General features: G+C 67.7%; 11 protein-coding genes. 5 read left to right on the plus strand and 6 right to left on the minus strand.

The genetic code is table 11. The features are described 5' to 3' along the window. Window positions 1–100: 100 nt before the first annotated feature. On the plus strand, window positions 101–337 hold the full coding sequence (locus MRS60_RS01235) for a hypothetical protein (protein ID WP_034183942.1): 237 nt from the start codon (window positions 101–103) through the stop codon (window positions 335–337). 77 nt (window positions 338–414) lie between these two features. Here the strand turns inward: MRS60_RS01235 and MRS60_RS01240 are convergent, their stop codons facing one another. Continuing rightward, window positions 415–1,173, minus strand: coding sequence for a Mut7-C ubiquitin/RNAse domain-containing protein (locus MRS60_RS01240; protein WP_243565115.1), 759 nt, complete (start codon window positions 1,171–1,173; stop codon window positions 415–417). A gap of 96 nt (window positions 1,174–1,269) precedes the next feature. Here MRS60_RS01240 and MRS60_RS01245 point away from each other — a divergent pair, with 96 nt between their 5' ends. The 3 genes from MRS60_RS01245 to ltrA all read left to right on the plus strand — a co-directional run bounded on the left by MRS60_RS01245 (window position 1,270) and on the right by ltrA (window position 4,675). Then, window positions 1,270–2,139, plus strand: coding sequence for an NAD(P)-dependent oxidoreductase (locus MRS60_RS01245; protein ID WP_034183944.1), 870 nt, complete (start codon window positions 1,270–1,272; stop codon window positions 2,137–2,139). A gap of 79 nt (window positions 2,140–2,218) precedes the next feature. Further along, window positions 2,219–2,860 carry a LysE family translocator gene (locus MRS60_RS01250; protein ID WP_034183945.1) on the plus strand — a complete coding sequence of 214 codons (642 nt, stop codon included), beginning with the start codon at window positions 2,219–2,221 and terminating at the stop codon, window positions 2,858–2,860. A 444-nt stretch (window positions 2,861–3,304) separates the two neighbouring features. After that, window positions 3,305–4,675 carry a group II intron reverse transcriptase/maturase gene (gene ltrA / locus MRS60_RS01255; protein ID WP_243565116.1) on the plus strand — a complete coding sequence of 457 codons (1,371 nt, stop codon included), beginning with the start codon at window positions 3,305–3,307 and terminating at the stop codon, window positions 4,673–4,675. Between the two features lie 111 nt (window positions 4,676–4,786). Here ltrA and MRS60_RS01260 read toward each other — a convergent pair whose 3' ends face one another. Then, a complete protein-coding gene (locus MRS60_RS01260) occupies window positions 4,787–6,070 on the minus strand; it encodes an MFS transporter (RefSeq protein WP_243565117.1) in 1,284 nt (427 codons plus the stop codon). 97 nt (window positions 6,071–6,167) lie between these two features. Here MRS60_RS01260 and MRS60_RS01265 point away from each other — a divergent pair, with 97 nt between their 5' ends. Then, window positions 6,168–7,097 (plus strand): LysR family transcriptional regulator, encoded by a 930-nt coding sequence (locus MRS60_RS01265; RefSeq protein WP_034183947.1) that lies wholly within the window; start codon window positions 6,168–6,170, stop codon window positions 7,095–7,097. Between the two features lie 193 nt (window positions 7,098–7,290). Here the strand turns inward: MRS60_RS01265 and MRS60_RS01270 are convergent, their stop codons facing one another. The 4 genes from MRS60_RS01270 to argC all read right to left on the minus strand — a co-directional run bounded on the left by MRS60_RS01270 (window position 7,291) and on the right by argC (window position 12,326). Next, window positions 7,291–8,124, minus strand: a complete 834-nt coding sequence (locus MRS60_RS01270; RefSeq protein ID WP_034183948.1) for an OmpW/AlkL family protein — start codon at window positions 8,122–8,124, stop codon at window positions 7,291–7,293. Between the two features lie 16 nt (window positions 8,125–8,140). Next, window positions 8,141–9,382, minus strand: coding sequence for a DUF2957 domain-containing protein (locus tag MRS60_RS01275; RefSeq protein ID WP_243565118.1), 1,242 nt, complete (start codon window positions 9,380–9,382; stop codon window positions 8,141–8,143). A 140-nt stretch (window positions 9,383–9,522) separates the two neighbouring features. Further along, on the minus strand, window positions 9,523–10,944 hold the full coding sequence (locus tag MRS60_RS01280) for a DUF2957 domain-containing protein (protein WP_243565119.1): 1,422 nt from the start codon (window positions 10,942–10,944) through the stop codon (window positions 9,523–9,525). A gap of 431 nt (window positions 10,945–11,375) precedes the next feature. Next, window positions 11,376–12,326: an N-acetyl-gamma-glutamyl-phosphate reductase gene (gene argC / locus MRS60_RS01285; protein ID WP_105393539.1), complete on the minus strand. Its 951-nt coding sequence runs from the start codon at window positions 12,324–12,326 to the stop codon at window positions 11,376–11,378. Between the last annotated feature and the right edge of the window lie 96 nt (window positions 12,327–12,422).

The raw sequence follows: 12,422 nt of genomic DNA on the forward strand, positions 1-12,422 counted from the left end.
CCGGCGGCGACCGGAAATCCCGGCGCGACTGGCGTTCCGATGCGAATGCCTCGCATCTCTCACCGGTACGTTTGACTTTTTCTCCGCTAAAGGAAGAACAATGAAGAAGACGCTCGCTTCGATCATGACCGCAGCATTCGCACTCGCATCGGTTTCGGCATTCGCACAGGAGTCGGCGTCGTCGCCGGCAGTCGGTGCGGCTCCCGCTTCCGCACCGGCGAAGAAGGATCACAGCAAGCCGAAGCACCAGCTGAAGACCCACGGTTCGGCGAAGGGCAAGGCGAAGGCTGCTGCTGCTTCGGCTGCAGGCACGAACGACAAGGGCACGCAGAACTAAGCGATTCGCCCGGGGCCGGCGCTGCCGGCCGCCCGTCGAAAAACCCCGCATGCTCCGGCATGCGGGGTTTTGTTTTTTCAGGCGTCGCCGGGGCCGGCCGGCGGCGCCGGCGCGCGCATCGCGTCGACCACCGAACGCATGCGCCGCCAGTGCGAGCCTTCCCAGAACACGCGCCGGCAAACGTCGCACGCGGCAAAGCGCCGGTGCCGCTGCCGGACCCCGTCCGGCACGTGCGGCGCGGCGGCCTCCGCGTCGAGCGGATGCAGCGGCGCATTGCAGCGCAGGCACAGCCGGAACGGCCGCATGTGCGGCGCGAGATCGAGCCGTTCGAACAGTTCGCGCAACTGGTCGGCCGGCTGCACCGCGTGCAGGTAGCAGCCTCGCGCGACCGCGCGCCGCTTGAGCAGCTCGCGGTCGCGGGTCAGCACGACCCGGCCCTCGCGGCCGGCGAGCGCCGCGAGCTCGTCGTCGCGGTAGTGGTTGTCGTAGCAGGTGTCGAAGCCGGCGAGGCGCAGCAATTGCGCGAGGCCGCCGAGATGCGCGTCGGCGACGAAGCGCCATTGTTCCGGTTTCGGCGCGGTTGCACCGTTTACCGCCGGCTGCGCGCGCTCCGGAAAGGCTTCGACACGGTCGCCGTCGTCGAGCGGCCGGTCGAGCGCGGCCGGCGCGTCGTTCACGCGGAGCCGGCCGATTTCGGTATGCGGGACGCCAAGCGCCTCGATCGCATGCTTCACCGTCGCATCGCGCGCGCACGCGTGCCCGAACGCGCGGTCGCGCTGCGCGCGCGGGAGAAAGGCGTTCAGTTCGCCGTGGAAGCGGAAGGTCGCGGTCGCCATCCGTGCAGTATCGCACCGCGCCCGGCCGGCGGCAGGCGCTGCAGACGGCCGGCATCTGTGTTTAACTCGCGGCTTCACGGAGCGAAGGAGCGGGCAATGGATCTTGGGTTTATCGGGCTGGGCGAAATGGGGCAGGCGATCGCGACGAACCTGCTGAAGGCGGGGCACACGGTGCGGGTCTGGAACCGGTCGCGCGAGCGGGCCGAGCCGCTCGCGGCATTCGGCGCGCAGATCGTCGACACGCCGGCCGACGCATTTCGCGGCGACGCCGTGTTCTCGATGCTCGGCGACGACGCGGCCGCGCGCGCCGTGTTCGACGACGCGCTGCTCGCGCAGGCGCCGCGCGGCCTGATCCACGTGAACATGGCGACGGTGTCGGTCGCGCTCGCCGAATCGCTCGCGCATGCGCACGCGTCGCGCGGCATCGATTACGTCGCCGCGCCGGTGATGGGGCGGCCCGACGTCGCGGCCGCCGCACGCCTGACGATCATGGCGGGCGGCCCGGCCGAGGCGATCGACCGCGTGCAGCCGTTGTTCGACGCGATCGGCCAGAAGACCTGGCGGTTCGGTTCGCTGCCGCAGCACGCGAACGTCGCGAAGATCGCGGCGAACTTCACGCTCGCGTCGGCGATCGAGACGCTCGGCGAGGCGTCCGCGCTGCTGGGCGCACACGGCGTTGCGATGCGCGACTTCCTCGACGTGATCACGAGCAGCGTGTTTCCGGGGCCCGTCTACGAAGGCTACGGCTCGATGATCGCCGAGCGTCGCTACGAGCCCGCGCGCTTCAAGGCGCGCCTCGGGCTGAAGGACGTCCGGCTCGCGCTGGAGGCCGGCGACGCCACGTCGGTGCCGCTGCCGGTGGCGAGCGTCGTGCGCGACAGCCTGCTCGATGCGCTCGCGCACGGCGGCGGCGAGCAGGATTTCGCGGTGCTCGGCGAAGTCGCGCTGCGCCGCGCGGGCCGTTGATCCCGGGCGCGACAGGAGCGCGGCGCGCACGGCATAATCGGCGTTTCGTCTTTCTACTTTCTTTCACGCAGAGGCGGGCATGAACTTGCATACGTGGTGGCTTTTCGTGGCGACGGTGTTCGTCGTGTCGGCGATTCCGGGCCCGAACATGCTGCTCGTGATGACGCATGGCGCGCGGCACGGGCTGCGGCGCTCGTCGGCGACGATGGCCGGCTGCCTGAGCGCGCTGGTGCTGATGCTGTCGGTATCGGCGGCGGGCCTCGGCGTGTTTCTCGAAGCGTGGCCGACGATGTTCAACGCGCTGCGCTTCGCGGGCGCGGCCTACCTGATCTATCTCGGCGTGAAGGCGTGGCGGGCGCGCGTCGACGATGCGCCGTCGGCCGCCGACGTCGAAACCGTGTCGCGCCAGGCTGCGTCGGCATCGCGCTGGGTACTGTTCCGCAACGGCTTCCTGGTCGCGGGCAGCAATCCGAAGGCGATCCTGTTCGCGGCCGCGCTGCTGCCGCAGTTCATCAACGCGGCCGAGCCGACACTGCCGCAGTTCGGCATCCTCGTCGTCACGTTCGCGGTGATCGAGGTGAGCTGGTACCTCGTCTATGCATCGTTCGGCACGCGCATCGGCGCGACGCTGAAGAGCCAGAGCGTCGCGAAGATCTTCAACCGGCTGACGGGCGGGTTGTTCGTCGGCTTCGGCGCGATGATGGCGCTGGTCCGTCACTGATCCCGGGCTGACTCAGGCGCGCCGAACGCCCCGTCCCTCGCAAGGGGGCGGGGCGTTCGTCTTTGTGCGCCCAGCATGGGCGCACTCCTGCGAGTGAAAGTCTCGCCATGAGTTGATCACAGCGAATGAAGCGAAGCGCAACTGCGTGAGGGTGACCGAGCGTGGGGAGGAAGCGTGGAGCGTAAGCTGCGAGCCGATGGACAAGAATCGGATAGAAGGCGCTGCCGAGCAGGGCGAGCGGGCAAAGAGCCGCGAAGCTCTTGTGATCAAGGCGAAGTGGCGTAAATCCGGCGGTTGTGCAGCGAAGGAGTGCGTTCTTACCTGGGGAGATCTCGCCTCATGCCTGAAAGGGCGACGGTGGTAAGCCGGAGCGAGAAGTCAGCAGAGGCCGTAGTAGCTGCCGGTTGTGGGCGAAGGGCCGAACGAGTAGGAGGGCCGAAGGCCGTGTCGCTCGAACGTGCAGTGCATCAGAAGCCCGCGAGTGCGGGGCGCAATGCGGGAAGGCGAGGTGAAGCCGAGCCTGAAGTAGTGCGTGATGAAGCACGGCCGGCGCGATTCGAAACCGGAGGTTCAGGGCGAGATGACCTGCTTGCGCAGGCGCTCGCGAGAGCGAATCTGGTGATGGCGTGGAAACGCGTCAAAGCCAATCGCGGCAGTGCCGGGGTGGATGGGAAGTCGATCGCCGAAACGGCGGAGGCCCTGAAGACGCACTGGCCCCGGATTCGGGAAGCGTTACTGGAGGGAAGCTACCGGCCCCAGCCGGTGCGGCGCGTCCAGATTCCGAAGCCTGGTGGCGGGATGCGTGAACTGGGGATTCCGACGGTGACGGATCGACTGATCCAGCAAGCCCTGCTGCAAGTCTTGCAGCCCATCATTGACCCGACCTTCTCAGAACACAGCTACGGCTTCCGGCCGGGGCGTCGTGCGCGTGACGCGGTGCTGATGGCCCAACGGCATGTGCAGGACGGCTACCGGGTGGTGGTCGATGTGGATCTGGAGAAGTTCTTCGATCGGGTCAATCACGACATTCTGATGGAAAGGCTGTCGAGGCGGATCGCGGACAAGGCCGTGCTGCGGCTGGTTCGCCATTACCTTGTGGCCGGGATCATGGATGGCGGGGTGGTCATGGAGCGCCACGAAGGCACGCCGCAAGGCGGGCCGCTGTCGCCACTACTGGCCAATGTGCTGCTGGACGAGGTGGATCGTGAATTGGAGAAGCGGGGTCATCGCTTCGTGCGTTACGCCGATGATTGCAACGTATACGTGTGCAGTCGTCGGGCGGGCGAACGGGTGCTGGATGGCTTGCGTAAGCGCTATGATCGACTTCACCTGAAGGTGAACGAAGCCAAGACGGCGGTAGTGGCCGCGCACGGACGCAAGTTCCTGGGCTACGCGTTGCTGCGTAGTGCCGGAGGCCGAGTCAAATGCACGGTGGCCCGAAAGGCGTTGGAGACCTTCAAGCAGCGCATCCGGGAGCTGACTCGCCGCTCGGGCGGACGTAGCCTGCCGCAGAGTGTGGAGCGACTACGGGCGTACTTACTGGGGTGGAAGGCGTACTTCCAGCTGGCGCAGACGCCCAAGGTGTTCCGCGCACTCGACGAGTGGATCAGACACCGGCTGCGCGCGATGCAGCTCAAGCACTGGCGTCGGGGCACGACGATGTATCGGGAGTTGTTGGCGCTCGGCGCCTCGGAAGCGGACGCTCGCAAGGTGGCCGCAAACAGCTGCAGTTGGTGGCATAACAGCCGCCTGCGGTTGAATCGAGCGATGCCGATCGCCTACTTCGACCGTCTCGGCGTGCCTCGACTCTCATGACCTCAACTGCTCGAACCGCCCGGTGCGGACCCGCATGCCGGGTGGTGTGGGAGGGGATCGGTCAGGCTGCCTGACCGCCCCTATCCCGATTTGCGTCCGCTTCACGTTCGCTCATGCACGCGGGCGAGTCGACGCCGCCGCGCCGGCCAGGCGCCCGGCCGAGAGGCCGAATGCGGCGGCCGCACCGGCGAACGTGAACCCGACGCCGCACACCGCACTCCATCCGCCCGATGCCCACGCGCTGCCCGCGAGCGCCGCGCCGAGCGCGCCGCCGACGAAGAACAGCCCGACGAACAGCCCGTTCAGGCGCCCGCGCGCGGCCGGGTTGAGCAGGTTGATCTCGCGGCGGCCGATCGTCTGGTCGACGATGACACCCGCGTCGAGCAGCACCGCGCCGCCGGCGAGCAGCGCCAGTGCGAGACCGCGATGTGCATGCGCGTCGAAGCCGAACCAGCCGGCGCCCGCGATGCCGAGCACGACGAGCGCCGCGAGCATCGTGCCGTGCGCGATCCGCTGCGCGGCCGGGCCGTATCCGCGGTCGCCGGCGCGGCCGGCGAGCGGCGTGACGATCGCGCCGCTGGCGCCGGCGAACGCGAACAGCGCGATCCCGTGCAGGTCGAGGCCGAACGGCGGCTGCGCGAGCCGCAGCCCGACGGCGGTCCAGAACGCGCTGAACGCGGCCATCGCGAGCGCGGCTGACAGCGCATGCCGGCGCAGCACCGGTTCGTCGGCGAGCAGGCGCCCCATCGACGCGAGCAGCGCGCGATAGCCGGCCGTGATCGACGGCGTGCGCGACGGCAGGCGCAGCGCGAGCACGACGGCGATCGCCGCGTTCGCGAGCGCGGCCAGCGCGTAGAACGCGCGCCAGCCGGCCGAGCCCGCGATCAGGCTCGCGAGCGGCCGCGACAGCAGGATGCCGAGCATCAGCCCGCTCATCACGTTGCCGACCGCGCGGCCGCGCTGCGCTTCGGGCGCCATCGACGCGGCCATCGGCACCAGCATCTGGATCACGCTCGACGCGGCGCCGGCTGCGAGCGTCGCCAGCAGGAACACGGAGCCCGACCGCGTGAACGCGGACAGCGCGAGCGCAGCCGCGCATGCAACGAGCGTCGCGACGATCAGGCGGCGGTTCTCGAGCAGGTCGACCAGCGGCACGAGCAACACGAGCCCGGCCGCGTAGCCGAGTTGCGGCAGCATCGCGACGAGGCCGGCGAGGCCCGCCGGCAGGTGCAGGTCGGCGCTGATCGGGCCTGTCAGCGGTTGCGCGGCGAACAGGTCCATCACGATCACGCCGACCGTCGCGGCGAAGAACAGCGTCATGCCCGCGCTCAGCGCGGGCGGCGCGTCGACGGGCGTGCGAACGGCGGCGGGACAGGAGTCGGCAGGGCAGTTCATCGGAAGCCTGGGGTGTGGGGCGAAGGACTTCCCATCGTAGGCGGCGGATGTTTATGCGACAATTGAAATATGTCTAATATGATTATGCGAGTTTGTTTTGAATACGCGTGATCTCCTGGCGTTCGTCGCGGTGGTCGACAGCGGGTCGATGGTCGCCGCGGCTGCGAAGCTCCACCTGACGCAGCCGGGCCTGACGCGGCGCGTGCAGAATCTCGAAACGCTGCTCGGCATGCCGCTGCTCGAACGACAGAGCAAGCCGCTGAAGCCGACCGCCGCCGGGCGCGACGTCTATGCGCTCGCGCGCAACGTGCTGGGCGCGGTCGACGAACTGATGGCGGCGGGTGCGCCGGACAGCGAGCCGTCGGGCGAGCTACGCATCGGCGTCCCGCCGTTCCTGTCCGAGCTGGCGCTCGAGCGGCCGATTGACCGGCTGCGCGACGCGTTCCCGCGCCTGACGCTGCGCGTGACGGCCGGCTGGTCGCCGGCGCTGATGCAGGGCATCGAGCGCGGCACGCTCGACGTCGCGGCCGTGATGGTGCCGGCGAGCGCGGTGCTGCCCGACGCGTTCACCGCGACGCTGCTCGCCACGCAACCGACGGTGCTCGTCGCCGCGCGCGACTTTCCGCTGCCGGACGGTCCGCTGTCGCTCGACACGCTGTCGGGTTTTCCGTGGGTGCTGAGCCAGGACGGCTGCGGGATGCGCTCGGCGCTGAGCCGCGCGCTCGGCGCGGCCGGACTGCCGTTCGACGTCGCGGTCGAGGCATTCGGCTCGGAGCTGCAGCTGTCGCTCGTCGCGCGCGGCGCCGGCATCGGGATCGCGCCGCCGAACGCGCTGGCGCGCAGCGCGCATCGCGATGCGCTGAGGGTGGTGGAAACGGCGGGGCTGGAGACGCGGATCAACGTATGGATCGTGCACGGCGCGCTGCCGGGCCGCCTGGTGCGGCCCGTCGCGCTGCTGCGCGACGCGCTGGCCGAGGTGCTGGACGGGGAGATCGGGAAGGGGTCAGAAGCCAGCGAAGCGATTTAGAGCCGGCGTTCGAGGGAAAATCCTTATTTTCTCTACGGAAATGTTGCATTGCGGAAACCGATTCGCTATAGTGGCACCTGTCTCCTCCATGTCTCCTCTGATATGGATTCAGCCCGCCTCTTAGGCGGGCTTTTTTTTGCCTGCGATTTTGCCGCGGCGTTCCATTCTTTCCATTCGTCGTCCGTCGCCGGGCTCAGAACTTGTACGTCATCCCGACGTAGCTGATGATCGGGTCGGCCTTCAGGTCCGATTTCGACTCTGCGAGCACCGAACCGTCGGCCGCCTTGATCGTCACCGTCGACGTCGTCTTCAGCGGGATATACGTCACCGACGCGATCAGCCCGAAATGCTCGGTCATGTTGTACTGCAGGCCCGCGTTGAACACCGGCTGCCATGACGACGACGCCTTCGCCTCCACCGATGTCGTCCCCGGCTTGCCCGCGCCCGCCGCGAGAATCGCGCCGAGGTTGTCCTGCGTCTGCTTGATGAAGTTCGTGTTGAGCTGCAGGTCGCTGAACCAGTTGTACGACACGCCGAGGCCGAGGAACGGCCGGAACTTCGCGGTCGCCTGCCCGAAGTAGTACTGCAGCAGCACGGCCGGGCTCCACTGCCGCACGCTCTTCACGATCGGGTTGACCGATGCCAGCCCGATGTTCTGCGTGCCGAGCGCGCCGGCCGGGCCGGGCGGCTTGATCGTGCCCTGGCCCGACACCTTGAACACCGGCGGCACGCCGGCCACCGACGTGACCGCGATATGGTCGGTCAGGAAGTGGCTGATCGTCAGGCCGACGGTGTCGGCGCCGCTCGTGCGCAACCCGGTGCCCGGCGACGTGAACGACGGCGGCAGCCGCAGCGGCGTGTTGATCGGCGTCGGCGCGACGTTGGTCGTCATCGGCGTGCTGCTCTGCTGCGGCATCACGTGGAACCAGCCCAGCGTGACGACGTTGCTGCCGGCGCTCTGCGCATGCGCCGCGAGCGGCGCCAGTGCGGCGGCGCCGGCCGCCGCGCAGAGAAGGGTTTTCTTCATCACGGCTTCCCTCCGCTTACTGGACGAACGCGCCGATCGTGAAATACGGCGTCGATCCCGCGTTATCGAGGAAACCGAACACGCCACCCGAGAAGATGAACTTGCCGGTCGGCGACGTGCTGCCCGAACCCGTGTGGATCGTCGTGACCGTACCCGGCACCTTCTGCGTGTAGTCGAGGTCGAGCACTCGCGTGAGCGATGCCTGAGACGGCTGGAACGGATCGAGCAGCGTCGCCTGGGTGTTGATCAGCGCGGTGGTCCGGTAGTTGAACTCGCTGTCGACGCCGATGTACTCGCCGTTCTGCGAGCCGGCCGCGACCGCCGTCTGCGGCGCGAGGATCGAGATGCTCGATTCGTCGTCGGCGGTGAGGCCCGGCACGCCGTTGCTGTCCGGCGTCGGGTTCGGGTTCGCGACGCCGGTGCGCACGAGAATCGGCACGAGCTGGTTGCGCAGCTTGCCGACGATCATGAAGCCCTTGCCCTGCGGCGTCGCCGACAGCGTCGGCTTCAGCTGGCTGCGGTAGTTGTTCGACTGGAACGCGCCGCTGCCGTCCGCGGACTGCACGAAGTTCGTGCCCTGCTGCGCGCACGCGCCGCCGGCGAACTGACCGGTCGTGTCGCACTTGGTCCACGAGCCGTCCGCGTTGATCGTCACCTTCGCGTCGATCGACGCGGGCGCGAAGTTCTGCGACGGCACCTCGCCGAAGCCGACATGGCTGTACGTGCCCGCGACTTTCGTGATGTCGGTCTCGATCGACGAGAAGCCGATGAACGGGTAGTACGGGAATTTCGTGTCGGGCACCGCGGCCTGGCCGAGCACGCCGCCGAACTGGATTTCCTTGCCGGGAATCGTGCCGCCGGCGACGCCGAAGCCGACGAAGATCCGTGCCGGGCGCGTCGAGTCGAGGCTCGCGCCGTTCAGCCGGAATGCGCACTGGTTCAGCTTGTTGGTCGGCAGCAGCGTTTCCTGCGTGAGCGTGCCGCTGTCGACGGTGCCCGCGCGGGTCGGCACGACGGTGCCGGTCGTTTGCGGAACCGCCGATTCGACATACGTGACCTGCCAGGTCATCTTGGTCGTGTCGAGCTGGACCTTGGCGAGTTCGCCGCTGCCCGCGCCGCCGGTAAACACGGTGCTGTAGTCGAGCGACGCGGGACAGAGCCGGTCTTCGACGAGCGGGGGCGGGTTGTCGCTGCCGCCGCCGCATGCGGAAAGAAGGGGGGCGGCAAAGGCCGCCGCCAGAATGAGGTTGCGCTTCATGTTGCTCCTCCAGATTTGTCTTGTGTGGCGGCCAGCTCCCTGTCGGCCGCTTCTGTTGCTTGTGCTCGTCCTGCGTGCGCGGTGCCGCGCGCTTCGTCCGTCGCGCGGCGGCGGGTGTGCCGCCGCCGCGTCCTCGATCGCTACTTGCTGATCTGCGCGCCCACGCCGAAGTACGGTGTCGACGAAGTCGTCGAGTTCGCCGACGTCGACGTGACGCCGCCGTTCACCGTGCCCTGCACGAGTGCCGCGTACAGCCCGCCCGTTGCGATCACCACGCCCGATGCTGACGGGTAGGTCGCGCCGCTCGGCGGCGTCGTCTTCGCGTTCAGCAGACCCGGCGTCGCCTGGCCGTAGTCGAGCGTGAAGCCGTCTTCCTCGGCCTGCGTGGTCGGGTTGATGAACGACGCGTTGCTGCCGCGGATCAGCGCAGCCGTGTACTTGAAGTTCGAGTCCGCGCCCGCGTAGCCGCCGTCGATCGCACCCGACGTGATTGCCGTCGCCGCGCCGAGCACCGCGATGCCCGATTCGTCGTCGACCTGCGCGTCCGTGTGCAGCGGCGGCGTGCCGAGGTTCACGTTGCCCGTGCGCACGATCACCGGCACCGTCGCGCCGTTGAGCTGGCCGATCACCATGTGCGCGGTCGCCGACTTGCCGGTCGCGCCGACGATCGGCAGTTGCGTCTGCGGCAGCGTCTGCGGTGCCTTCGTGCTGTCGAAGTAGCCGCCGTTCGCGCTCGCCTTCCACGGGTCGCCGGTCGTCTGGCAGCCGCCCGAACCGGTCGACGTGCACGCGCCGTTCGCATCGAACGTCTCGCTCGAGTTCGATCCCTTCGTCGCGTAGTTGCCCGACGGCACGAGGTGGTAGATCAGCGCGTTGTACGTGCCCGGCAGCTTCGTGAGGTCGGTCGTCGTATTCGCGAAACCGAGGAACGGATAGAAATCGAAGTGGCGGTTCGGCACCTGGCCGACGTTCTGCACGATGCCCGGGATGATGGTCAGCCCGTCGTACTGGATCGTCGCGCCGGGAATGCCGCCGCCCGCGACACCCATGCCGACGAGCAGCATCGGCGGGTTCGCCTGGTTGAAGTCGGCGGCCGTCGAATAGGTCGAGCCGTCCGGCGCGGGGCCCGTGCCCGGCGTGAGAACGAACGCGCAGCGCGTCTGCTCGGCGGTCGGCAGCGTGCCGGTCGGCGGGTGGATGGCCTTGCCGGTGATCGTCGTGCCGACGCGGCTGGGCGTGACGGTGCCCGTCTTCAGCGGAATCGGCGATTCGAGCCACTTGAGCGTGTACGTCATCGCGACCGCGTCGATGTTGACGCTGACGATCTCGCCGCTACCGGCGCCGCCGAGATACGTGCTCTTCACGATGTCGGCGTTGGCCGGACACAGCGAACCGTTGACGGGCTGTGACGGCGGCGGCCCTTGCGTGCCGCAGCTCGATCCGGAACATTGGGGCGCATTGATCGGCGCGAGCGCGCCGCCGGAATCCCCCCCACCACAGGCAACCAGGAAAGGGGCAATGGCAAAGGCCGTTGCCACCCCCTTCGATAAGGCGTGCGACATGCCGCTGTCTCCAATCGTTTAATTGTGCGAGCTAATGTCGCTGCCTTGATTTTTGCTGTCAATTGATGAACTCGTCTAAAAAAGGCGATTGAAACGGATGCCGTGTTTTTAATCCTTGTCCGACATGGCATTCGGTAAGAATTAAAACGGATGAAGGGCTGTCGAAAGCTGCCGGAGTGGGGGATGTGCCACGCCCGGGAGGCTGTCGAAGAGCCTTCGCGCGTATAACGGTGGCGTTTAAAGCGGGCGGTATCCGGTTTATCCCTATTCGGGATTGACTGGAGAAAGAAGGGGGCAATTAATTCGCTGGTAATCGCGCAATGGAAAGCTTGTAAATAATTGTAAATGCGCGAACAGAATTTTATTTATTGCCTGATATGGGTAAATAAAAAGCCGGCCAGCGGCCGGCTTTGCATCGCAAGAGAGGATGATCAGCGCGTGAGGCCCGCATCCTCGGCCGCGCCGATGCTGAGGTTCATGCACTGGATCGCGGCGCCCGACGCACCCTTGCCGAGGTTGTCGAGGCGCGCGACCGTGACGAAGCGTTCTTCGTTGCCGAACACGAACAGGTCGACACGGTTCGTGTCGTTGTTCGCCTGCACGTCGAAGAAGCCGCCGTCGAGGTTCGCGTCCGCGTTGAACGGCGCGACGCGCACGAACGCTTCGTCCGCGTAGTACTCGGCGAACACGCGCTGCACGTCCTGCGGCGTCGCACGCTTCGCGAGCTGTTCGGGCGTGAAGTAGGTCGTCACCGCGAGGCCCTTCAGGAACGGGCCGACGATCGGCGTGAAGATCGGCGGGTTCGCGAGGCCCGTGTGCGCGGCCATTTCCGGCAGGTGCTTGTGCGTGAGGCCGAGTGCGTACGGGCGCGGGCTCGCGAGCTTGCCGCCCGGCGCCGCGTTCTCGTAGTCCGCGATCATCGACTTGCCGCCGCCGCTGTAGCCGGTGATCGAGTAGCTGTGCGCGGCGAACGTCGGCGCGACGATGCCCGCATCGACGAGCGGACGCATCGCGAGCACGAAGGCCGATGCGTGGCAGCCCGGCACCGCGATACGCTTCGACGTGCGAATCTTCTCGCGCTGCGCGCGGGTCAGTTCGGGCAGGCCGTAGGCCCAGTCGGCGCTCGTGCGGAACGCGGTGCTCGCGTCGATCAGCGTCGTGTTCGGGTTCTCGACGAGCGATGCCGATTCGCGCGACGCGACGTCCGGCAGGCACAGGAACGTGACGTCCGACGCGTTGATCAGGCGGCGGCGCTCGTCGACGTCCTTGCGCTTCGCTTCATCGATGCGCAGGATCTCGATGTCGTTGCGCGCCGACAGGTATTCGAAGATCTTGAGGCCGGTCGTGCCTTCCTGGCCGTCGACAAAAACTTTGGTGCTCATTTCGCTCTCACTGGATGAAACGGGGGCCCGCGCCCGGAGACCGCCATTTTAAGACGTCATCTGGCGCGCCTGCACCGCGCGGGGCGAAAAAAAGAC

The sequence above is a fragment of the Burkholderia pyrrocinia genome (genome assembly GCF_022809715.1).
Taxonomy (GTDB): Bacteria; Pseudomonadota; Gammaproteobacteria; order Burkholderiales; family Burkholderiaceae; genus Burkholderia; species Burkholderia pyrrocinia_C.